The organism is Aquabacterium soli, from assembly GCF_003933735.1.
Taxonomy (GTDB): domain Bacteria; phylum Pseudomonadota; class Gammaproteobacteria; order Burkholderiales; family Burkholderiaceae_C; genus Aquabacterium; species Aquabacterium soli.
Genome location: NZ_RSED01000006.1, coordinates 298,023 through 319,051, shown reverse-complemented (window position 1 = coordinate 319,051; position 21,029 = coordinate 298,023). Strand labels below are relative to the sequence as shown.

Here is a 21,029-nt window from a genome sequence, read left to right as displayed (position 1 = left end):
AGACACCTCAATGGCGGGCGGTGCTCGGCCATGTGGACAGCGGGCCGACGTGCTGGCCGTGGTCAATCGGCACCTGGTGTACGCGGGCTTATGCGACACGGTTAAGCTTGCAGGCCACCTGATGGCAGCATTTTCCAAGTACGTGGCAACCCCCATCCTCCCCTCCGATCCGGTCGTTCGCCTGGCCGCCCTGATGGCCGATCACGCGCTGAGCCTTTACCTTGCCGGCTTGGCCTGCGCAGTGCTCGCCGCTGCCGGTGCATGGCTCTTGCTGCGGCGTATCGTGAAGCCGAGCGCCCCAGGCAGTGCGCTCCCGCCTTTGCAACTGATCCTCCGGTTCGGCCTGGGCTTGCTCGCCCTGGCAGGTGCGGGGGCCGTGTTCGCCGAAATCGCGGATGAACTCTCCGACGGCGACGCCATGGGCCGTTTTGACGAGGCACTCGCCGCGCACCTGTCACGCACCTTGCAGCCGGGTGAGTTGCGCGCGTTCGCGTGGGTGACGCACCTGGGCGACGCGGCCACCCTCACGGCGCTGTGTGTGCTGGTCGGGGTGCTGCTCCTGCTGCGCGGGCGTCGCGGCATGGCCTTGGCATGGGTGCTGGCCTGCGCCGGTGGCGGCCTGTTGAACCGCTTGCTCAAGGCCACGTTTGAACGCGTGAGGCCGGTGCACGACCACGGCTTTGCCGTGGCAGACGGGTTCAGCTTCCCGAGCGGGCACACGTCCGGGGCGGTGGTCGTCTACGGCATGCTGGCCTACCTGCTGCTGCGCCAGCTGGCGCCCAGGTGGCACCTGCCGGTGGCGGTGGCCACCGCGGCCTTGGTGTTCACCATCGGCTTCAGCCGTGTGATGCTGCAGGTTCACTGGGCCAGCGATGTGCTGGCAGGTTTCGCTTCAGGCACGGCGTGGCTGCTGACCTGCGTGCTGGTGACCGAGTGGCTTCGCCGGCCGGCGCGCACGCGTGGCGCGATCACAGCGGGGCGCTGACCACACAGGACACCTCAGATGGGCATGCGGTAACCGAAGAACTCATGGTCTTCGTTGTAGCCGCCCTGGCCCGCGCCCAGGTCCTTGAAGTCGTGCACGAACTCGATCGCGCTGACCCACTTCACCATCTTGAACCCGAGCTCGTTCTCGCAGCGCAGCCGCAAGGGTGCCCCGTGCAGCACGAGCAAGGCCGCGCCGTTCATCTCATAGGCCAGGATCGTGAGCTCATGGTGCATGTTCGACACCTTGTGCACATCGTAGTAGCGGCCGCCATCGCTGCCATCTGCCAGTGAATAGAAGACGGCATAGCGTGCATCCGCGGTCGGCTTCACCAGCGCCATCAGGTCGCGCATGGGCACGCCACCCCACTTGGCCACGCCCGACCAGCCCTGGATGCAGAAGTGCGTGGTGATCTGCTCCTGCTTGCGCATCGACTTCAGATCGTTCAGAGAGAACGACTGCGGGTGCGCCACCAGGCCGCTGACACGCAGACGGTAGTCCGCGAACTCGCCCGCCACCAGCTGGTCGTACTCTGCGGAGGCCGGCATCGTGCCGTTCGGCCAGAAGTGGGGCGAGATGTCTTTCTCGGTGAGCTGAGACTTGGGATCCCAGCCCTCGGCCAGCCCCTTCAGCCAGCCGATGAGGAAGCGGCCTGTCTTCTGCACCAGCCTTGCATGCTTGATGGTGAAAGGCGATGCCCACAACCACGCCACCACCAGCAAGGTCATGGCAGGCAGGAACAGCCAGAACCCCGACCATGAATCGTCGTGCACGCCGGCGAACATGTGGTTGGTGTTGTCGCGCAGGCCGGTCACCAGCACCATCACGCCGTGCGCCACGATGAAGAACACGAACCACAGGAACGAGATGAAGTGGATGGAGCGCGCCACCTGGCGGTTGAGCACACGGCCCAGCCAGCCGAGCTTGTTGGAGAACGCGGGGCCCTGCAGGATGCCCGTGGCGATGGACACGGGGGCCGCGATGAAGATGGTCACGAAGTAGGTGAGCTGCTGAAGTCCGTTGTAGCGGGTCCAGCCCTGGTCGACCGGGAAGTTCAGCGACGCGTACTGGATGCCGGTTGACAACGCGTTGGGAAACACTTCCCAGGTCAGCGGCACGATGCGCTGCCACTGGTCCGTCACGAAGATCAGCAGGTAGAAGACGATGCCGTTGAGCGTCCACAGGAAGTTGACGGAGAAGTGCCACCACCTGGCCAGGCCGATGGTGTGGCGTAGTCCGGGGATGCCCAGCCATTGGGGCAGGGTGACCGCGTCGTCCTTCGCCGTCCAGATGCGGTTCGCGGGCACCTCATGCTGGAAGCGGAACCATTCCGTGCCTGGCGTGCTGTCGCGCTTCCAGTAGAGCCTGGGGTGATCCGCCAGGATCTGGATGCCTGCCCGGATGATGAACAGCATGAAGAACATGTTCAGGAAGTGCTGCAGGCGCAGCCACCACGGAAAGCCCGATTCCACCGAGGGTGCGGCCTGCGCGATGCCTGGGTACTGGCGGATGAACTCCTGCACCCCCGCCAGCTCGCGCAGGGACTGCGCGGTGGCCACGATGGCCAGCAGCGCGGCCACCGAAATGGGCAGCAGCCACAAGGTGTTGAACCACCGTTGGCCGAACCGGATGTGGGGAAAGATGCCATTGCGCGGTGGCGTCCAGTGGGCAAGCCGGATGCGGTCGTCGGCCTCGCTCAGGGAATGGGCCAGGACATCGTGGGTGCGGGTCGACTCGTGGTCTTTCATGGGGCATTTGGATGCCGCGGCGCTTATTCAGCCTCGTGGCAGACCGCCTCGATGTTGTGGCCGTCCGGATCGCGCACGAAGGCCCCGTAGTAGTTCGGGTGGTAGTGCGGGCGCAGGCCCGGTGCGCCGTTGTCCGTGCCGCCCGCCGCGATGGCCGCCTTGTAGAAGGCATCCACGATGGCGCGAGACTGCACGCGGAACGCGATGTGGATCGGCGGCACGTTGGGGCTGCCACTGTTGATCCAGAAATCGGGCTTGGGCGGCTCGCCGAAGCCGGCCACATCGGCGTGGCCTGTCACCGAGGCGGGCAGCTCCATGATCAGCGCGTAGCCGATGGCCGCCAGGGCCGTGTTGTAGAACGCCTTGCTCTTTTCAAAGTCGCTGACGGCAACCCCGGTGTGATCGATCATGAAAGTTCCTTGTGCTTGATGGCATGGCGCTTCGGCAGCGCCGGCTGCCTCGGGCGGCGAAGCGCGAGGCTGGTGAAGGGCAATCCTAACGTCTGGTACGGCGCTAGCGCGCGTAACGCCTCGCGCCGGCCACGCAGCTCACGGCGGCCAGCGTGACCACCAGCATCGCCCAGCTCACCTCTTCGTGCAGCAGCACCGCCGCCAGCCCCAGGCCCAGGAAAGGCTGCAGCAGTTGAAGCTGCCCCACGGCGGCGATGCCGCCCTGCGCCAGCCCGCGGTACCAGAACACGAAGCCCAGCAGCATGCTGAACAGGGACACGTAAGCCAACCCCATCCAGGCAGGCATGCCCACCTGGGCGAGCTCATGGGGCACGGTCCACAGCGCGATGGGCAGCATCACGGGCAGCGACAACACCAGTGCCCAGCTGATGACCTGCCAGCCGCCCAATCGCCGGGACAGCCGGGCGCCTTCGGCATAGCCCAGGCCGCACACCAGGATGGCGGCCAGCATGAGCAGGTCGCCCGTGAGCGAAGCAGAAATCCCTTCCCTGGCGGCATAGCCGCTCACGCACACGCTGCCCAGCACCGAGAACGGCCAGAACGCGGGCCGCGGTGATTCACCGCCACGAATCACCGCGAACAAGGCCGTGCACAGCGGCAGAAGGCCCAGGAAGACGATGGCGTGCGCGGACGTCACGTGTTGAAGGGCCATGGCGGTCAGCAGCGGGAAGCCGACGACGACCCCCAGCGCGGTGATACCGAGCGCGGGCAGATCCGACACCTTGGGCCGAGCTTGGCGGAACAACGCCAGCAGTACCAAGGCGAGGGCTGCCGCGATGCAGGCCCGCGCACTGGTCAGGAAGGCTGGCCCCAGATCGACCACCGCCACGCGCGTGGCCGGGAGCGAGCCCGAAAAGATCACCACGCCCAACAGACCATTGACCCAGCCGCTCGTTGTCTTGTGCATTGCCAATTCCTCATGTGATGCGGCGATTTGAGCAGCCAGGCCGCAAGGCATCCATGAACAGATCAGTACAATCATAAGAAACTGTTATGGACAAAATGCCAGAACACTCTGCGCTTCAAGCCGCCAAGGAACCGACACGGATCGAGGCCGTGATGGCCGATGTGCGCGCCCGGATCGCCTCACGCGCTTGCCCGCCAGGCACCCGCCTGCCGTCGGTGCGGGCGCAGGCGCAGGCCATGAAGCTGTCCGTCTCGACCGTGCTCGAAGCCTACGAGCGGCTGTCAGCCGAGGGTGTGCTCACCTCGCGCCGCGGGGCGGGCTTCTACGTGGCGGGCACGGTGGCACCGCTGGCCTTGGCCGCCATCGGCCCCAAGCTCGACCGCGAGGTGGACCCGCTCTGGGTGTCGCGCCAATCGCTCGAGACGGACGACGCGACGCTCAAGCCGGGGTGCGGATGGATGCCTACCTCCTGGATGTACGAGGAGGGCGTGCGGCGCGCTCTGCGCGCGGCGGCCAGGGCCGATGGATCGGAGCTGACCGAGTACGGGCCGCCCTTGGGCCTTCCATCGCTGCGGCAGCACTTGTCGCGCCGGCTCGCGGCGAACGGGATCGATGCGCCCCCCGCGCAGATCATGCTCACGGATTCCGGCACCCAGGCCATCGACCTGATCTGCCGTTTTCTGCTGGAGCCGGGTGACACCGTGCTGGTGGACGACCCCTGCTACTTCAACTTCCACGCACTGCTCAAGGCGCACCGCGTGACGGCCATTGGCGTGCCTTACACGCCCACGGGCCCCGATGTGGAGGCTTTCCGTGCGGCGCTGGAGGCGCACAGGCCGCGCCTGTACATCACCAACTCGGGCATCCACAACCCGACGGGCGCCGTGCTGTCGCCCGTGGTGGCGCACCGTGTGCTGAAGCTGGCAGAAGGCCACGGGCTGACCATCGTCGAGGACGATATCTTCGCGGACTTCGAATCTGCCCCGGCGCCCCGGCTGGCCGCGTTCGACGGCCTGGAGCGCGTGATCCACATCGGCAGCTTCTCCAAATCCATCTCGGCGTCGATGCGGTGCGGCTTCATCGCCGCCCGTGCCGACTGGATGGAGGCGCTCACCGACCTGAAGATCGCCACGACCTTCGGCGGAGGGCGCCTGGCCGCCAGCATCATGCTCTCCGTGCTGACGGACAGTGGCTATCGGCGCCACATGGAGGCCGTGCGCCAGCGTCTGGCCGAGCACACGGCAACGACCATCGCTCGGCTCAAGCCGCTGGGCATCACGCCCTGGCTGGTGCCCCAGGCGGGCATGTTCCTCTGGTGCCGGCTGCCCACAGGCGTCGAAGCAGCGCCCGTGGCAAGGCGCTGCCTTCAGGATGGGGTGGTGCTGGCGCCGGGCGATGCCTTCAGCCTGTCCCGCAGCGCGGGCAACTTCCTGCGCTTCAATGTGGCTCAGACGGACGATGCGCGGATCTTCACGGTCTTGTCGCGCGCCCTGGCGCAAGCCGGTTGAAGCAGGGGCTGCTCAGCGCAACACGCTGCGGTAGAACATCTCCATGCGCTGGCGCAAGGCCAGGGCGCATTCTTCCGGCGTGCCTTCCTGCCTGTCGCGCAGCACTCGCGACAGCTGGTCTCCGAGCACGGTGTTGATCAGCAGCACGGGCAACTGCGCGAAGGGCAGGTCGTCGCGCAACTGGGCGCGTACCTCAGGGCGCTGCAGGAACTGCGCGATGGCCCCGCGGGACACGTCGGGCCCCATGGCGAAGAAGGTGTCGACCAGTTCGGGATTGGCGCGCGCCTCCGCCGCCAGCATGCGTTGAAGCCCCACCGCCTCGGGTGAGGTCAGCAGGCTGTAGAGGCGGGTGGCGAAGTCGTCGAGCACCTCGCGGATGGGGCGCGGGTCTCGCTCCAGGTCGATGCTGTCGAAGATGGCGTCGCGCTTGTCCTGCATCAGCGCCCGCAGGATGCCAATCTTGCCGCCGAACTTGATGTAGATGGTGCGCACCGCCACGTGGGCCTCGCGGGCGATCATCTCCAGGCTCACGTTGGCGTACCCCTTCTGCAGCATCAGGCGGCCCGCCGTGCGCTTGAGGTCCTCCGTCCGCGCCTCGACCTCTTCTGCGCGAGGTCGGCCTGCGGCTTTGGGCTCGGCTTTTTTCTTGGATGGAGATGAGGACATGAACGCTACTTTAACCACAATATTTAATGAAATGAAATCGTTTCATTTCTTGACTTTGGCGGTCGGCTAAAAAATAATGCACCGACACCATTTCATTTTTCGAGAGAGTCCGCGCCATGCCAATCACCCCGGCCAAGACCGAGCCTGCTGCCCTCGCCGCCGTGCCACCTGCCCCCGCCAGCGCACCGGCTGCCGCGCCGGCCGAGGCCAAGCCGGCCTCCAAGGCCCGTGTCTTCACGGTGCTGGGCATCATGGTCGTGGCCGGCCTGGCCTTTGGTGGGCGCATGTACTGGCGCAGCCAGAACTTCGTCGAAACCGAGAACGCCTATGTGTCGGGCCATGTGCATCCGATCTCGGCGCGCATCGCGGGCGTGGTGACCAAGGTGCTGGTCGATGACAACCAGATCGTCAAGGAAGGCCAGGTGATCGCCGAGCTCGATCCCGCCGACCAGCATGTGAAGCTGGAGCAGATCCAGGCGCAGATCGCTTCGGTCGAGCAGCAGGTGCTGCAGGCCGATGCGCAGACGGCGCAGGCACGCGCCTCGGCCAGCGCCTCACAGGCCCAGGTGGCCCAGGCGCAGGCGCAGGCACTGCGCGCCCAGCAGGACGCCGAGCGCTACGGCCAGCTCTACAACACGCAGATGAAGGCCGTGGCCAAGTCCGAGCTGGATGCAGCCGTGGCGGCGCGCACCAGTGCGCTGGCCGATGTGGCGGCCCGCAAGGATGCGGCCCTGGCCACCCAGGCCCAGGTGGGCGCGGCCCAATCGGCGCGTGAGGTGCTCAAGGCGCAGATCAAGGTGCTGCAGGCGCAGCTCAAGGATGCCCAATTGCAGCTGGGCTACAACCGCATCGTGGCACCCGTCAGCGGCCGGCTGGGCAAGCGCAACATCGAAGTCGGTGCGCGTGTTCAGCCGGGCCAGCAACTGGCCGCCATCGTGGAAGACAAGGTGTGGGTCACGGCCAACTTCAAGGAAACCCAGCTGGCGGGCCTGCAGCCTGGCCAGGAGGTGGATGTCGCCATCGATGCGCTACCGGGTGAACGCCTGAAGGCCAGGCTGGACAGCTTTTCGCCCGCCTCCGGCAACCAGTTCGCGCTGCTGCCCGCCGACAACGCCACCGGCAACTTCACCAAGATCGTGCAGCGCGTGCCGGTCAAGCTGACCTTCACGGACGCCGACCTGCAGCGCCTGGCCGGCCGGCTGGTGCCCGGCATGTCGGCCCTGGTCGAGGTGGATCTGCGTCAATCGTCCGTCCACTGATCGACACACCATGTCGAGCACCACCTCGCCTTCCCACTTCGTCCCCACGCTGGCCGATCCGAACCAGCGCGTGGATCTGCGCACCTGGTTTGCCGTGGCGGCCGGCCTGCTCGGCGCCTTCATGGCGGTGCTGGACATCCAGATCACCAACTCGTCGCTGAAGGACATCCTCGGCACGCTCTCGGCCACGCAGGAAGAGGGCTCGTGGATCTCGACCGCCTACCTGTGCGCCGAGATCGTCGTGATCCCTTTGACGGGCCTGCTGGCGCGCGTGTTCGGCCTGCGGGCCTACATGGTCGGCACCACGGCGCTGTTCCTGATCTGCTCGACGCTGTGCGGCGCTGCGTGGAACCTGCAGAGCATGATCGTGTTCCGCATGATGCAGGGCTTCACGGGCGGTGCCCTGATCCCCATGGCCATGACCTTGGTGATGACCAAGCTGCCGCCGGCCAAGCGCGCCGTGGGCATGGCCATGTTCGGCCTGACCGCCACGCTGGCACCCACGCTGGGCCCGACGCTGGGCGGCTACCTGTCCGAGCTCTATGGCTGGCCGTCGATCTTCTACATCAACTGGGTACCTGGCCTGCTGCTGATCTTCGGCATCATGAACGGCCTGGATGCCGAGCGCCGCAACTGGCCGCTGCTGGCCAATGCCGATTGGGTGGGCATCGCCTTCATGGCCGTGGGCCTGGGCAGCCTGACGATCTTCCTGGAAGAGGGCAACTCCAAGGACTGGTTCGATTCGAACTTCATCCGCACCTTCGCCACGCTGGCCGTGGTGGGGCTGGTGGGGTGGGTGAGCACCAGCCTGCTGCGCGCGGATCCCTTCGTGAACCTGCGCCTGTACCTGCGGCGCAACTTCTTCGTGGCGGCGATGCTGGCGGCGGTCACGGGCATGGCCCTCTATGGATCGTCTTTCCTGCTGCCCCTGTACCTGGGCCAGATCGCGGGCTACACGCCCATGCAGATTGGCGAGGTGATCATGTGGGCCGGCCTGCCGCAGCTGTTCATCATGCCCTTCGCAGCGGCCCTGTCATCGAAGGTGGACAACCGCGTGCTGTGCTCGATCGGGCTGGGGCTGTTCGGGGCCTCCTGCCTGATGAACGGCTACATGGATGCCACCGTGGGCTACGACCAGTTGCTGGCCTCGCAGGTCGTGCGGGCACTGGGGCAGCCCTTCATCATGCTGACCTTGTCCAACTTCGCGATGGCAGGCATCACGCCCAGGGACATGCCTTCGGCCTCCAGCCTGTTCAACATGACGCGCAACCTGGGCGGCTCGATCGGCATCGCGATGCTGGCGTCCATGCTGACCAACCGCCAGCACTTTCATTCGGCGCGCCTGGGCGAGTCGGTGACCAGCCTGTCTGGTGCCACCCAGGAGCGACTGGACCAGCTGACGCAAGGCTTCATCGCGGCGGGCATCGATCCGGCCCAGGCGGCCAACCAGGCCCTGGCGGTGATCGACCGCATCGTGCGCCGCGAGTCTTTCGTGATGGCCTACAACGACGGTTTCCTGCTGATGGCGGCGGTGCTGTTCTTCTGCATTGGCGTGCTGTGGTTCGCCGACAAGGCCAGGTCGCCTTCGGGCGGCGGTGCCGGCGCCCACTGAACCCACAGGAAGATCTGGAGAGAACATGTTCAAACATCTGAACCGCAGCCTGCCTGCTGCTGCCACCTTGATGACGCTGGCCGTGCTCAGCGGTTGTGCCACGGTCGGCCCTGACTTTGCGCAACCGGCTGCCGACACATCGCCGAGCTACCGCCATGCCGTGAACAAGGCCGGCGATGCCGAACAACTGCCGCTGGACAGCTGGACCTTGTTCGGCGACGCCACGCTGAACGCGCTGGAGCAGCGTGCGTTGCGCGACAACGCCAGCGTCACGGCCGCAGCGCAGCGCCTGGTGGCNCCAGCGTCACGGCCGCAGCGCAGCGCCTGGTGGCGGCCCAGGCCCAGTTGGGCTTGGCGCGTTCGGACGGCGGTGTGAAGGTGAGTGCCAGTGCATCGACCGCCTATTCGCACACCTCCAAGGAAACCTCGCAGGCCCTCATGCTGGGAGGCCGCACGGTGGAGGGCAGCAACCACACCCTGGGCGCGTCGCTGTCGTATGAGCTGGACCTGTGGGGCCGTGTGCGCCGCGCGGTCGAGTCGGCCGATGCCCAGGCCCTGGCCGCCCGCTATGACCGCGACGGCGTGCTGCTGATGCTGTCCAACCAGGTGGCAGTGAGTTACTTCCAGCTGCGTGGCCTGGATGCCGAGATCGCCATCCTCGAACGCGCGCTGGACACGCGCAAGGAGAGCGAGCAGCTGGTGTCGGCGCGCTTCGATTCGGGCCTGTCGAACGAGCTCGATCTGTCGCGTGCCCGCATCGAGCGTGCGAATGCCGAAGCCGATCTGTACGAGACACGGCGCCAGCGCCAGACCATCGAGCACGCCCTGGCCGTGCTGGTTGGTGCGTCGCCCAGCGAGCCCCTGATCGCGTCTTTGGGCACCCAGGCCAATGCCGCCTTGCCAGTGCCGCCGGTGATCCCCGTGGGCCTGCCAGCCAGCCTGCTGGCCCAGCGTCCTGACCTGTCCTCCAGTGTGGCCGGGCTGCGTGCGCTCAATGCGCAGGTTGGCGTGGCGGAGGCGGCCTTCTACCCCTCGGTGAGCCTGACCGGCAACTACGGCTTCGCCTCCGAGAAGCTGCGGGATCTCACGGGCGGCAGCGCCCAGCAGTTCAGTATCGGCCCGCTGGCCTTGTCGCTGCCCATCTTCGATGGCGGCCGCAACCAGGCAAACCTGGCCGTGAGCCAGGCCCACTATGCCGAGGCCCTGGCCAACCATAGGGGCAAGCTGCTGACCGCCTTGCGCGAGGTGGAGGATGCCTTGTCCGACGTGCAGCAACGCCAGTTGCAGGCCACGGCCCAGGCCCAGGCCCAGCAGGCCGCCGCGCGTGCCTATGAAGTGGCACAGGCCCGCTATGAGCGGGGCGTGTCCAGCTATCTGGACGTCACCGATGCTCAGCGCAGCAGCCTGGCAGCGGACCGTGCCGCGGCGCAGATCCGCACACAGCGCCTGCTCGCGGCCGTGAGCCTGGCGCGTGCGCTGGGTGGCGGCTGGTCGCCCGAGGCGTCGGTGACCATTGCATCCAAGCTGCCCGTGAGCACGGACCGCGTGGCCCCCTGACCGCCGAAGGTGACAGTGCCCCTTGGCTGCTTTGACTAGCGGCTGCTGTCCTGAGTGCCTGCCATGCCGTTGCCGTTGCGCGAACCAGGTCCGCTCGGCGCGGTTTTTTCCTCCTCGGGCTGAAAGGGCTCCGGGTTCTCTCCACCAGTCAGGTTACCGGACTGGATGCCGTCCTCGTGATTCGGAAAGCCGTAAGTGCTCTCATCAGGCTTGCGCTGCCGGGAGCCGATCCCATGGTTGGAATGACTTTGGGGTGCTTTGGTGTTGTTCTCGCTCATCGTGCAATCCTTCTTTGTCTGGCGCGGCGACTGCTGCATCAGTGACAGAGGGCAATCCGCGTTCCATTGCAGAAGGCAGGGCACTTGTAGGCGTGGGATGACAAGTGTGCTGGAGGATCGCCCATTGACTGGGAACCGACATCAGCGCAGGCTCCAGGTTTCACGAGGAGACCACCATGAGCGATGACAAGACCAAGACCGGCGGCCAGGACCGCGTCCGGATCAATGTTCACGAGGCCTACGAAGTTGACCACTGGTCCACGAAGTTCGGGATCACGCGGGAGCAACTCATCGAGGCCGTGAACCGTGCGGGTGATCGTGCTGAAGACGTTGAGCGCTTCATCAAGAAGAAGTGAGCAAGCCGGAATGGCTCACGGGAACCGTCTGCTGACGAACCGCGAGCCGTGCAGTCCAAAGCGCCAGGGCACGTCCTTGGCTTTGGAGATACCGATGCGAACACCGGTCAGCACCTTGGGCGCCACCTGGGCCGGTTGGAGTTCGAAAGGAGGCTGATCAAGCGCAAGCCCATCGTGTGAACGGTTGATCCCAAGCGCCTGTCCTACGCGGCCCGGGCCGCTGCACAGCAGCCGCTCGTCGACCACACCGCGGCGCTCTTGCATCAATGCCAAACCCTCGATGGGCTCCAGTGCACGAATCAGCACCCCAGCGCCGTGGCCAGCCTCGCGGCAGACAAAGTTGAGACACCAGTGGATGCCGTAAGAACGGTAAACATAGGCGCGCCCTGGGGGCCCGAACATCGACGCATTGCGCGTGGAGGGGCCTGCGTGGCTGTGCGATGCGGGATCGTCTGCGTCGTACGCTTCTGTCTCGACGATGCGGCCGCCGACGCCATCCACCAGTACCACCATCCCGATCAACGCACGTGCAACCTCGATGGGCGAGGCGTTGAAGTTGACGGATTCAACCGCCACCGCCACCGCCACCGCCACCGCCACCGCCACCGCCGCCGCCACCGCCGCTGCCGCCACCCGCACCGGATCCCGCACCTGAGCCGCCACTACCGGACCCACCCGTGCCCGCTCCACCACCCGTGCCGGTTCCCATGCCAGCCCCGGTACCTGTACCGCCAGAGCCAGGTGTTGCACCCGTCGTGCCCGATGATGACGTGCCTGTGCCCGTCGCAGGGCCCCCGGCAGCGCCTGTGTTGCCAGAGGTGGTTCCCGCGGTTCCCGATGAGGTCCCGCGGACCCCACGGTTGATCTGGGCCTCGCTGGCAGGTCGATCGCCCCACGTGGCACGGCGATTGGGATCTGCCGTGCTGCCGGACATCTTCCCCGTGGTGCTGCCAGAGGTCTTTCCGGACGTACTGCCGCTGGTGCTGCCCGCGGTGCTCCCTGCTGCGGGGCCGCTCGTGGATTGGGCATGGGCGCAAGCGAGCATCCCGGCAAAGGCCGCCGCCAGGCTTGCCTTGGTCAACATGGATCTGGTCATGGGTCGTCTCCGTATCGGTTGAGGACACTGCGTGAATGCCCCGCGCCGTGATGGCGCAAAGGGGATGCAGCAAACCGAGTGCCTGCTCGGCCGCCGTCAGACGCAGGGTGCTGGATCAAGGCCTGTCCGCCGTGCGATTCGGTTGGTATAAAGGACGCATTCCCAGATCAACACTCGGAGGTGCGTGATGAAGCGGTTCCAACAATGGGCGTGCGGCTTGGCCATGGGCACCCTGGGTGGGCTGGGCAGCCAAGCCTGGGCGGGCGATTCAGGCCTGCCTGGCTGCGGCGGGGTTGGGGCGTCTGCCGTGATCCTGTCGGGGCAGGGGCCGCTTGAATCGATCGCCTTCGACCAGCAGGGCCGCATCCTCTACACCAACCTGTTCAAGGGTACGCTGTCGCGCCTTGATGCACCCAAAGCCGTGCCGGCCACGGTGGCAGCCGACATCAGCAGCCCCGGCGGCATCGCGGTGGCGGGGGCGCATGAGGCCTACGTCGGCACTGGCAACGGGCTGTATGGCTTGGCACCGTCCTTGGGCAAGGCGGGCATCGTGCGGGTCGATCTGCAGAGCGGCCAGGTCACCCCGCAGGCAAGCGGCCTGTCCATGTCCAATGGCCTGGTGCGCGCGGCCGATGGCACCTTCTATGCCTCTGATGACCTGGCCGCCAGCCTCGACCGTGTCCTGCCCGATGGCACAGTGCAGCGCACCTGGCTCAAGCAGAACAGCAATGGTCTGGCCATCAGTCAGGATCAGAAGACGCTGTATGTGAACCAGATGGTCCCGGCCAGCATCCTCGCGGTGGACCGCGCCACGGGGCAGACCCGCGTGGTGGCCGATGCCCCGCCGGCCCGCAAGTGGAGCTGGCTCGATGGGCTGGACATCGATGACCAGGGGCGCCTGTACGTGGTCTCGTACTGGGCGGGCGAGGTGTGGCGCCTGGATCCGGCCACGCGCCAGATGTGCCTGCTGGTGTCGGGCCTGTCCCTGCCCAGCGCGGTGGCCGTGGGCCGGGCAGGGGGCGCGTACAGCGCCAGCAGCGTCTACATCACCACGCACTCGGGTCGCATCCATGAGGTGAGTTTGGCCGTGCCTGCTGCGGGGCCATCTGTCAGCCCCTGAGCCCCTGAGCCCCTGAGCCATTGACCGACAATGCGGGCGGTGGTTGTGATCCCCTGGCCCAGGGGCGGGCCGCCGGATGATGTTGACGATGAACAAAGACCCGCTGCACGGCGTGACCCTGGCCCACATGGTCGAAGACCTGTCTGATTACTACGGTTGGAGCGAACTGGGCCGCCTGATCCCGGTGCGCTGCTTCACGCACGACCCGAGCGTGTCATCCAGCCTGAAGTTCCTGCGCCGCACGCCGTGGGCGCGCGAGAAGGTCGAGGCCTTGTACCTGGAGACTTGGCGGCGTGCCCAGGCCGCGAAGCGCGGTGACGATTGAACAGCCGTTGAGGGCTCTCAGCCTTGGCGATCCTGCGCTTCGATGGCACGGATGATTCGGCAGGGATTGCCGGCAGCAAACATGCCGGGTGGCACATCACGGGTCACGACACTGCCCGCGCCGATCACCGCACCATCGCCAATCGTCACGCCAGGGCACACGATGACGCCGCCGCCCAGCCAGACGTCGTTGCCGATGATCACCGGCTTGCCGCTCTCGAGCTGGCGGCGCGCGTCCTTGTCCATCGGGTGAACGGCGGTGTAGAGGTGGCATGACGGGCCGAACATGACGTCGTTGCCGATGCTCACCGGGCACACGTCCAGGATGACGCAATCGAAATTGAAGAACACGTGGCTGCCCAGGCGGATGTTGACGCCGTAGTCGCAGCGAAAAGGGGGCGTGATCGTCACCTTCGCCGCCGATCCGAAAAGGCTGGCGGCCAGCGCCGGCTGCCTGGCATCGAACTGCCGCGGCGGCAGGTTGTTGATCTCATGGCAGATCTCGCGCGCGCGAAGCCTGGCCTCGACCAGCTCGGGGTCCATCGCACGGTAGGGCTCGCCTGCCAGCATCTTCTGTCGTTCGGTCTTCATGGTTCAAGCGGTCCGCCATCTTGGATGCCCAGCTTATGCGAGTTCACCGCGCGGCGTCGGGGGCAGTGCGTTCAGCCAAGAAAAAAGCCGGCGCATGGCGCCGGCTTGAACCCCCAAAGGAACAACGGAGTCGATTACAGGCCCTTGCCCTTGAGGCGGTTGGCCATGTTCACGTAATAAGCCTTGGGATCGGGCGCACCCTTGCCGATGGCGCCGAGGACCTGGTTGATTTCATCCAGGTGGTTCCAGGGCAGGGCCAGGTCGATCTGCTTACCCCACTTGGCCTCTGCGGGCGACACCAGGCCATCGTTGGCCACCGTGCCGTAGTACTTGCCGGTGTAGGCCAGGATGGCATCGGAGATGTCCCAGCCGTTGGTCTTGACCACGTTGCCGGCGTACGAATAGAAGTATTGGCCGCCCTCCAACTCGGCGTTGCGGCCGGCGGGGAACTCCTGGTTGAAGCGCTCGGCATCGACGCTGCTCAAGGCCTTCAAGGCGGTCTTCAGGTCGGCCGACTTGTAGGTGCTGTTGCCGGTCAGCCAGCCGATCAGCTGCAGCCCGGCCGTGGCGGCCTTGTCGAAGCCACCGTCGGGCGTGGTGCCCTTCAGGATGTCGTCGGCCACCTTGGAGCCGTAGTGCGTGCCGGACATGGACGACACGCTGGCAATGTCGCTGCGCGTGGCGGCGGCATAGCGCACGGTGGGGCCGCCATGGCTGTGGCCGATCAGGTTGAACTTCTTGACGCCGTCCTTGGCCTTCCACGAATCGAGCTGGCGGTTCAGTTCTTCACCACGGAACTCGGTGGTCTGCGAGGGGTTGACCGAGGCGATGTAGACGGTGGCGCCTTCGTTGCGCAGCGCGCCGGGGATTTGGTAGAAATAGTTGACGACGCCCAGGATGCTGTCGAAGCCGATAAAGCCATGGACCAGCACGATGGGGTACTGGGTCTTGGCGGCGGTGCCGGCGGCGTGGGCAGGGACGGCTGCCACGGCCAGGGTGGCGACGGCGGCTGCGGCGATGTGGCGGATGCTGATGGTTTTCATGCGGGCTCCTCGGTATGCGTTGAACAACGTCTGTCTGATGCCCTGATTGTTTGGACGCCGCCCGAAAGCGCCTTCAGGGGCAACCCGTGATTCGCGGGTTACCTCGACCCCCCATTCATGTGATCCAGACCGGATTCCCATGGCGTATCGCGCCGCGAGATGCCTTGGATCTGCGGTGCGGAATGGGCGGTAGGCCATACGGGACGGGGTGTGTCACCGGCGGGTCTTCTTGCCGCCACAGACTCACGGCGGCGCTGCGACTGAGCAGCGTTGATGGGCTCCACAAGGGCCCGAATCCGTTGTACCTCTCCAAGCAGTAAGGACCCAGCCATGAGTGAAGACAAGAAGAATGACGCGGCCTGCGTGGCAGACCGCCGTGCGGTGTTGCGCGGCGCAGCGGGCCTGTCGGCCCTGGCCGCAGGCACCGGCCTGATGGGCGTGATGGAAACGGCCCAAGCGGCGGCCGCCGCCGTCACCAGCTTCGCCATCGCGGTGCTGCCGGACACGCAGTTCTACTCGCGCTACGCCACCACCGACGAAGGCCAGCAGTTCCAGAACCACTATGGCTCGACGCCCTTCGAGGCTCAGACCAGCTGGATCGCCAACAACGCCGCCGCCTACAACATCCCCTTCGTGATCCACCTGGGCGATGTGGTGGACCAGGTCGGCAAGCCCAACCAGTGGCGCGTGGCCGATGCTGCCATGGCGAAGCTGGAGACCGCGGGCGTGCCTTACTCGATCCTGGCCGGCAACCACGATGTGCTGACCGACTACGACTACCACCAGGCGTCTGACCAGAACTCCGGCACCGATGCCCAGCGCAACCTGGCGTCCGAGCCCTACCTGCAGTGGTTCCCCACCAGCCGTGCGGCGCGTCAGAACACCTTCAAGGAGCGCCACAGCTCGGGCTTCCATGAGTACCACGTGTTCGAGGCCCACGGCGTGAAGTTCATGGTGCTGTCGCTGTCGTGGCGCATCTCGAACGCGGGCATCGCCTGGGCGCGTGATGTGATCGCGCGCAACCCCGGCGTGCCGGTGATCCTGTCGAACCACCAGTTGCTCAACATCGGCAGCGATGGCGTCACCCCGCTCGAGACCGACTACGGCAAGATGCTGTGGGACAAGCTGATCCGCGACAACGACCAGATCTTCATGACGCTGAACGGCCACCACCACGGTGCGGCCCATCTGCGCAAGTTCAACGACTTCGGCAATGAAGTGCACCAGATGGTGGTGGACTACCAGATGGACTACCAAGGCGGCAACGCCATGATGCGCCTGTACGAGGTGGACCTGGTGGGCAACAAGATCGACGTGATGTCGTTCTCTCCCTGGGTGGTGCAAAAGCCCGCGCACACGCGCAACCAGTTCGATTTCGCCGAGCTTTCGCAGGCCAACAACCGCTTCTCCATCCCCATCAACTTCAAGAAGCGCTTCGCGGGCTTCCTGCGCTGGCGCCCGACGGTGTCGGTCACGGGCGCCGCCATTCTGCCGCGCGTGCGCAGCGACCTGCTGTCGGGCTATGTGGAGCCTGTGCCTCCGGTCACACGTGCGCCGGCCGACATCAATGACTTCCCGGTGGTGTCGGACACCTACGCGCACTGGCGCGCACCGGCCAACCTCACGGAGGGACAGGTGGTTCGCGTGGGTGAAGCCCTGCCGGACATCGCCGGTGGGTTCGACATGACCCGTGCGCCACTGCAAGGCCCGGCCCAGGTGGGCGATGTGGTGTGGTCCAAGGACAAGCACCACCTGTCGTCGGCCGCGGGCAGCGTGCGCTTCAAGAACTCTGACAAGACGGTGGGCCGCCTCAGTGCCTTCCTGACGGCCATGGGTGCCAACGTCAACGGCCGCAGCTTCTGGACGGGCTACACCATCGAGGCCTTCGTGAAGATCCCGGCGGACTGGAACTCCGACAAGCACCGCTGGGGCAACATCCTGGGCCGCCAGGGCAACCGTGGCAATGTGCCCGGCGGCTACCGCGGTGGCGATCCGGAGGCCTCCAGCGTGCTGTTCGCGATCTCCAGCCTGCGCGAGGTGCAGTGGGAGGTCGTGCCGGCCTCCAATGCCCAGTACGCGCAGACCAACTGGTCGGGCGAGCTGATCCGCGACACCTGGTACCACGTCGCGATCGTCAATGACCCGGCCACGGCCACCACGACGCTCTACATCGATGGCGCCCCGGTGCTGCGCAACGTGGCCAACGCGGCCACGGGCACCCGCTCGCAGGCCAACCCGCTGCCCTGGATCATCGGCGCCGGCTGGTGGAACGGCGTTCTGGACGACGGCTACTACGGCTGGGTCGGTGAGATGCGGCTGGTCGGCAAGCCGATCCCTCAGGACCAGTGGCTGACCGCCCGCCGCGGCTGATCTACGCGATCTCGACCGGCCGCCAGGCGCGGCCGGTCACCCCCTTTGACCCACGCTGCTCTAGGCGGCGTATCCCTGTTCGGAGTCTTTCCATGTCCATGCGCATCCTGTCAGCGGCCATTGCCGCGTTCTCTGTTTCATTTGCTGCTCAAGCCGGGCAGTTCCAGGCCACGCCGGGTGTCTTTGATGGCACCGGCTACGGCAGCAGCTATGCGGGTGCTGGCGGCACAACGCCCTTGTACAACCAGCCGCTGGGGGCGGTGTTCGATGGCGGCAACGGTGCCGTCGACGCCTTCGGTTTCTACAACAGCGGGGTCGGCAATCTGACGCAGCAGCGCCAGGTCGACCTGCTGGGCGGCAATGTCTACCGCTTCTTCGACACCTTCACCAACAACACCGGTGCCACGATCACCACCACGCTGAACTTCTTCGGCAACCTCGGTTCCGACGGCGACGAACTGATCAGCTTCAACAGCGGCGGCCTCATCGTGAGCTGCGAGGATGACTGGAGCGGTGCCTGCGGCGGCGGTGACCCGGTGCTGGCGCTGGTGTCGGGCAACAACGGCCTGGGCCAGGCATCGATCACGCCTGATCGCTACAACGTGAGCTTCTCGGTCACGCTGCAGGCGGGCCAGAGCCTGAGCCTGCTGAACTTCGCCTTCCTGGCCAGCGATGTGGACGGCCCGACGCCAGCTGATGTGCTGCTGGCCAAGAACACCGGCCTGTCGCTGCTGAGCACGCCTCGCCTGGATGGGCTGAGCGCACAGCAGATCGCGGGCATCGCCAACTTCAACATCTCACCCGTGCCCGAGGCTTCGAGCTGGGCGATGCTGGTGGCAGGGCTGGGTGTGGTGGGCATGCTGCGCGCACGCAGCCGCCGCGCCACCATGGCGGCCTGACGCGACGCACGCCGGGTATCCTGGGCCGGTGGCCCCGTGGGTTGGCTGAGGGGAGGGTGGCGTACGATGGCCACTCCACCACCCACCAAGCCACGGGATGCCAGCCGCATGAAGAAACTGATCAAGCGCCACGCCGTGCGGCTGGAGTTCGACAAGGACTCGCTGGTTCACCTCAATCTGTCGGGGGCCGCCTTCACTGACGACTGGTTGTGGGTGGCGGGCGACGAGGCCTGCGGCATCGACCGCCTGAAGCGGTTGGGTCCCATCGGTGGTGAAGCGCTGCGCTTCGGTGAGCCGAAGAACTTTCCCCTGGCCGAACTGCTCGACCTGCCGGGCAACGCAGACGACGAGGCCGACCTGGAAGGCATGGCCTTCGACGGCCGCCACCTGTGGGTGGTCGGCTCGCACGGCCTCAAGCGCAAGAACGCCAAGCCCGGGCGCAGCGCCGAAGACAATGCGCGCCGCCTGGCCAAGCTGTCGCTGGATGCCAACCGCCTGCTGCTCGCCTGCATCCCGGTGGTTCACGATGACGCGGGTCAGCCCTCACTGGTTCGCCGCGCCGACGATGGCCGCCAGGCCTTGAGGCTGGAAGGCGATGACCGTGTCAACGCACTGACCCGCCTGCTCGAGACCGATCCGCACTATGGTCGCTTCCTGTCCCTGCCTGGCAAGGACAACGGGTTCGATGTCGAAGGCCTGGCCCTGCTGGGCGAGTCCATGCTGCTGGGCCTGCGTGGCCCGGTGCTGCGGGGTTGGGCAGGCTTGCTGGAAGTGCAGCCTCAGCCTGCGGGCAGGCACCTGCGTCTGGCTTCCCTGTCAGGCACTGAAACGCCCTTGCGCAAGCACTTCCTGAACCTGGGCGGGTTGGGCGTGCGTGACCTGCACATGGATGGGGATGACCTGTTCATCCTGGCCGGCCCGACGATGGTGCTCGATGGCGAGATCCGCCTGTACCGTTGGGGCGGGGCGCGCCAGGCCTTGCGCGCGGTGGATGCGCCCGTGGCCTTCTGGCCCGATCTGGAGCCGGTGTGCACCCTGCCGCACGAGCCCGGTGCCGATCGCGCAGAAGCCTTCTGTGCGGTGCCGCGCGGCCTGGCGCGCACACCGTCATGGCTGGCGCTGTATGACGCGCCCGCTCCAGCCCGTCATCCTGAGCCCTACACCGTGCTCGGTGATCTGGTGGCGCGGGCCTGAAGATCGCGTGGCCCACGCCTGCCTCAACGCGGCAGGATGTTTGGCAACAAGGTGCGGTCCAGGCGTTGGCGCCACCACTTGAGCGCTTCGCCCATGTGCTCCGTGCGCCAGGCCAGCCAGAAGGTCTCTGGCGGGCGGGGCTCTTCGACCGGCAGCTCGACCAGGATGCCGTTGTCGAGCTCTACCCGGATGCAGGCGCGCGGCAGGAAGCCCAGCCCCAAGCCCGCCGCCTGGCATTCGATCTTGGCCTGCATGGACGGCACGGTGATGCGCCGCTGGCCTGATTGCAGGCCCACGGTGCGGTCGTTCAGCGAGCGGGCGCCATCGCCCACCACCACGGCCGTGTGCTCCAGCAGGTCGGCCCGCGAGATGGGCCGCCCCAGCTTGGCCAGCGGATGCGCCGCGGTGGCGCAGAACACGAACTCCAGACTGCCCACCGGCACCGCCTTGTAGCCGCCGCCCGCCGGGCCTTCGCCAGCCGCCACGATGATGTCGGCGCGGCCCTCGCGCAGGCATTCCCACGGGCCGTTCAGCGCATCGCTGTTGATGCGCAGCCGCGTGCCGGTGTCCAGCGCCTCGAAGGCGCGGATGTCATCCCCGAACGCGCTGGTGGGAATCAGCGAATCGTGCACCAGCCGCAGTTCGGTCTCGAAGCCCGTGGCGATCTGCCGCATGCGTGATTCGAGCTGGCGCGCCGCGGCCAGCAGCCAGCGGCCTTCCTTGAGCATCTCGTGTCCGGCCGGGGTGAGGGTGACGCGGGGGCCGTTGCGCACGAACAGCGCCAGGCCCAGTTGTTCTTCCAGCTTGGCCACCGCGTACGAAATCGTCGAAGGCACCTTGTACAGCCGCTCGGCGGCCGCGGCGAAGGAGCCGTAACGGGCGATGGCATCTACCAGTTCGATGGCTTCGAGTGTGAGTTTCAGCACGGCTGGGCCTGGAATTGAATCATCGAAATTATCGATGATTGAGTGGGTGATGTTTCACCCTGAGGCCAGATGAAGCGCCAGATACTTCATCCATCGCAACACGGAAGTGATTGAAAAACA

At 66.4% G+C, this 21,029-nt stretch carries 21 protein-coding genes; 12 read left to right on the top strand and 9 right to left on the bottom strand.

The window, feature by feature from the left end:
- Window positions 1-121 precede the first annotated feature (121 nt).
- Entirely contained in the window at window positions 122-985 is an 864-nt protein-coding gene (locus tag EIP75_RS10040; protein WP_125243115.1) for a phosphatase PAP2 family protein, read from the top strand.
- A gap of 14 nt (window positions 986-999) precedes the next feature.
- On the opposite strand, the gene EIP75_RS10035 is transcribed toward EIP75_RS10040, so the two are convergent.
- The 3 genes from EIP75_RS10035 to EIP75_RS10025 all read right to left on the bottom strand — a co-directional run bounded on the left by EIP75_RS10035 (window position 1,000) and on the right by EIP75_RS10025 (window position 4,110).
- Entirely contained in the window at window positions 1,000-2,733 is a 1,734-nt protein-coding gene (locus tag EIP75_RS10035; RefSeq protein WP_125243114.1) for a molybdopterin-dependent oxidoreductase, read from the bottom strand.
- A gap of 23 nt (window positions 2,734-2,756) precedes the next feature.
- Window positions 2,757-3,143 (bottom strand): VOC family protein, encoded by a 387-nt coding sequence (locus EIP75_RS10030; protein WP_125243113.1) that lies wholly within the window; start codon window positions 3,141-3,143, stop codon window positions 2,757-2,759.
- Between the two features lie 103 nt (window positions 3,144-3,246).
- On the bottom strand, window positions 3,247-4,110 hold the full coding sequence (locus EIP75_RS10025) for a DMT family transporter (RefSeq protein ID WP_125243112.1): 864 nt from the start codon (window positions 4,108-4,110) through the stop codon (window positions 3,247-3,249).
- A gap of 95 nt (window positions 4,111-4,205) precedes the next feature.
- Between EIP75_RS10025 and EIP75_RS10020 the strand changes: the two genes are divergently transcribed.
- A complete protein-coding gene (locus EIP75_RS10020) occupies window positions 4,206-5,618 on the top strand; it encodes an aminotransferase-like domain-containing protein (protein ID WP_233584792.1) in 1,413 nt (470 codons plus the stop codon).
- A 12-nt stretch (window positions 5,619-5,630) separates the two neighbouring features.
- Here EIP75_RS10020 and EIP75_RS10015 read toward each other — a convergent pair whose 3' ends face one another.
- Window positions 5,631-6,284 (bottom strand): TetR/AcrR family transcriptional regulator, encoded by a 654-nt coding sequence (locus EIP75_RS10015; RefSeq protein ID WP_125243111.1) that lies wholly within the window; start codon window positions 6,282-6,284, stop codon window positions 5,631-5,633.
- 116 nt (window positions 6,285-6,400) lie between these two features.
- Between EIP75_RS10015 and EIP75_RS10010 the strand changes: the two genes are divergently transcribed.
- The 3 genes from EIP75_RS10010 (at window position 6,401) to EIP75_RS10000 (ending at window position 10,712) form a co-directional block, all read left to right on the top strand.
- Window positions 6,401-7,543: an HlyD family secretion protein gene (locus EIP75_RS10010; RefSeq protein WP_125243110.1), complete on the top strand. Its 1,143-nt coding sequence runs from the start codon at window positions 6,401-6,403 to the stop codon at window positions 7,541-7,543.
- Window positions 7,544-7,553: 10 nt separating this feature from the next.
- Entirely contained in the window at window positions 7,554-9,155 is a 1,602-nt protein-coding gene (locus tag EIP75_RS10005; RefSeq protein ID WP_125243109.1) for a DHA2 family efflux MFS transporter permease subunit, read from the top strand.
- A 351-nt stretch (window positions 9,156-9,506) separates the two neighbouring features.
- Window positions 9,507-10,712, top strand: coding sequence for an efflux transporter outer membrane subunit (locus EIP75_RS10000; RefSeq protein ID WP_338014916.1), 1,206 nt, complete (start codon window positions 9,507-9,509; stop codon window positions 10,710-10,712).
- A 35-nt stretch (window positions 10,713-10,747) separates the two neighbouring features.
- Here the strand turns inward: EIP75_RS10000 and EIP75_RS09995 are convergent, their stop codons facing one another.
- Window positions 10,748-10,990, bottom strand: a complete 243-nt coding sequence (locus EIP75_RS09995; protein WP_125243108.1) for a hypothetical protein — start codon at window positions 10,988-10,990, stop codon at window positions 10,748-10,750.
- A gap of 176 nt (window positions 10,991-11,166) precedes the next feature.
- Here EIP75_RS09995 and EIP75_RS09990 point away from each other — a divergent pair, with 176 nt between their 5' ends.
- Complete coding sequence (locus EIP75_RS09990; protein ID WP_125243107.1) at window positions 11,167-11,346, top strand: DUF3606 domain-containing protein; 180 nt, start codon at window positions 11,167-11,169, stop codon at window positions 11,344-11,346.
- A 15-nt stretch (window positions 11,347-11,361) separates the two neighbouring features.
- Here EIP75_RS09990 and EIP75_RS24525 read toward each other — a convergent pair whose 3' ends face one another.
- Window positions 11,362-11,928, bottom strand: coding sequence for a DNA-3-methyladenine glycosylase (locus tag EIP75_RS24525; protein ID WP_420797156.1), 567 nt, complete (start codon window positions 11,926-11,928; stop codon window positions 11,362-11,364).
- A gap of 338 nt (window positions 11,929-12,266) precedes the next feature.
- On the opposite strand from EIP75_RS24525, the gene EIP75_RS24520 reads away from it, so the two are divergent.
- The 3 genes from EIP75_RS24520 to EIP75_RS09975 all read left to right on the top strand — a co-directional run bounded on the left by EIP75_RS24520 (window position 12,267) and on the right by EIP75_RS09975 (window position 13,887).
- Complete coding sequence (locus tag EIP75_RS24520) at window positions 12,267-12,464, top strand: hypothetical protein (RefSeq protein ID WP_233584782.1); 198 nt, start codon at window positions 12,267-12,269, stop codon at window positions 12,462-12,464.
- Window positions 12,465-12,629: 165 nt separating this feature from the next.
- A complete protein-coding gene (locus EIP75_RS09980; RefSeq protein WP_125243105.1) occupies window positions 12,630-13,562 on the top strand; it encodes an SMP-30/gluconolactonase/LRE family protein in 933 nt (310 codons plus the stop codon).
- 76 nt (window positions 13,563-13,638) lie between these two features.
- Window positions 13,639-13,887 (top strand): VF530 family protein, encoded by a 249-nt coding sequence (locus tag EIP75_RS09975; protein WP_125243104.1) that lies wholly within the window; start codon window positions 13,639-13,641, stop codon window positions 13,885-13,887.
- Between the two features lie 17 nt (window positions 13,888-13,904).
- Here the strand turns inward: EIP75_RS09975 and EIP75_RS09970 are convergent, their stop codons facing one another.
- Window positions 13,905-14,477: a sugar O-acetyltransferase gene (locus tag EIP75_RS09970; RefSeq protein WP_125243103.1), complete on the bottom strand. Its 573-nt coding sequence runs from the start codon at window positions 14,475-14,477 to the stop codon at window positions 13,905-13,907.
- A 134-nt stretch (window positions 14,478-14,611) separates the two neighbouring features.
- On the bottom strand, window positions 14,612-15,520 hold the full coding sequence (locus EIP75_RS09965; RefSeq protein WP_158622797.1) for an esterase/lipase family protein: 909 nt from the start codon (window positions 15,518-15,520) through the stop codon (window positions 14,612-14,614).
- Between the two features lie 330 nt (window positions 15,521-15,850).
- On the opposite strand from EIP75_RS09965, the gene EIP75_RS09960 reads away from it, so the two are divergent.
- From EIP75_RS09960 to EIP75_RS09950, 3 genes are all read left to right on the top strand, one after another.
- Entirely contained in the window at window positions 15,851-17,890 is a 2,040-nt protein-coding gene (locus EIP75_RS09960; protein ID WP_125243101.1) for a LamG-like jellyroll fold domain-containing protein, read from the top strand.
- Window positions 17,891-17,982: 92 nt separating this feature from the next.
- Window positions 17,983-18,789 (top strand): PEP-CTERM sorting domain-containing protein, encoded by an 807-nt coding sequence (locus tag EIP75_RS09955; protein WP_233584781.1) that lies wholly within the window; start codon window positions 17,983-17,985, stop codon window positions 18,787-18,789.
- 108 nt (window positions 18,790-18,897) lie between these two features.
- A complete protein-coding gene (locus tag EIP75_RS09950; protein ID WP_125243100.1) occupies window positions 18,898-19,983 on the top strand; it encodes a DUF3616 domain-containing protein in 1,086 nt (361 codons plus the stop codon).
- Between the two features lie 23 nt (window positions 19,984-20,006).
- On the opposite strand, the gene EIP75_RS09945 is transcribed toward EIP75_RS09950, so the two are convergent.
- On the bottom strand, window positions 20,007-20,909 hold the full coding sequence (locus EIP75_RS09945; protein ID WP_125243099.1) for a LysR family transcriptional regulator: 903 nt from the start codon (window positions 20,907-20,909) through the stop codon (window positions 20,007-20,009).
- Window positions 20,910-21,029: the final 120 nt, after the last annotated feature.

Coding starts and splice junctions, on each gene's coding strand:
- EIP75_RS10040 (WP_125243115.1), top strand. CDS start 122: ATGGCAGCATTTTCCAAGTACGTGGCAACCCCCATCCTCCCCTCCGAT.
- EIP75_RS10035 (WP_125243114.1), bottom strand. CDS start 2,733: ATGAAAGACCACGAGTCGACCCGCACCCACGATGTCCTGGCCCATTCC.
- EIP75_RS10030 (WP_125243113.1), bottom strand. CDS start 3,143: ATGATCGATCACACCGGGGTTGCCGTCAGCGACTTTGAAAAGAGCAAG.
- EIP75_RS10025 (WP_125243112.1), bottom strand. CDS start 4,110: ATGCACAAGACAACGAGCGGCTGGGTCAATGGTCTGTTGGGCGTGGTG.
- EIP75_RS10020 (WP_233584792.1), top strand. CDS start 4,206: ATGCCAGAACACTCTGCGCTTCAAGCCGCCAAGGAACCGACACGGATC.
- EIP75_RS10015 (WP_125243111.1), bottom strand. CDS start 6,284: ATGTCCTCATCTCCATCCAAGAAAAAAGCCGAGCCCAAAGCCGCAGGC.
- EIP75_RS10010 (WP_125243110.1), top strand. CDS start 6,401: ATGCCAATCACCCCGGCCAAGACCGAGCCTGCTGCCCTCGCCGCCGTG.
- EIP75_RS10005 (WP_125243109.1), top strand. CDS start 7,554: ATGTCGAGCACCACCTCGCCTTCCCACTTCGTCCCCACGCTGGCCGAT.
- EIP75_RS09995 (WP_125243108.1), bottom strand. CDS start 10,990: ATGAGCGAGAACAACACCAAAGCACCCCAAAGTCATTCCAACCATGGG.
- EIP75_RS09990 (WP_125243107.1), top strand. CDS start 11,167: ATGAGCGATGACAAGACCAAGACCGGCGGCCAGGACCGCGTCCGGATC.
- EIP75_RS09980 (WP_125243105.1), top strand. CDS start 12,630: ATGAAGCGGTTCCAACAATGGGCGTGCGGCTTGGCCATGGGCACCCTG.
- EIP75_RS09975 (WP_125243104.1), top strand. CDS start 13,639: ATGATGTTGACGATGAACAAAGACCCGCTGCACGGCGTGACCCTGGCC.
- EIP75_RS09970 (WP_125243103.1), bottom strand. CDS start 14,477: ATGAAGACCGAACGACAGAAGATGCTGGCAGGCGAGCCCTACCGTGCG.
- EIP75_RS09965 (WP_158622797.1), bottom strand. CDS start 15,520: ATGAAAACCATCAGCATCCGCCACATCGCCGCAGCCGCCGTCGCCACC.
- EIP75_RS09960 (WP_125243101.1), top strand. CDS start 15,851: ATGAGTGAAGACAAGAAGAATGACGCGGCCTGCGTGGCAGACCGCCGT.
- EIP75_RS09955 (WP_233584781.1), top strand. CDS start 17,983: ATGTCCATGCGCATCCTGTCAGCGGCCATTGCCGCGTTCTCTGTTTCA.
- EIP75_RS09950 (WP_125243100.1), top strand. CDS start 18,898: ATGAAGAAACTGATCAAGCGCCACGCCGTGCGGCTGGAGTTCGACAAG.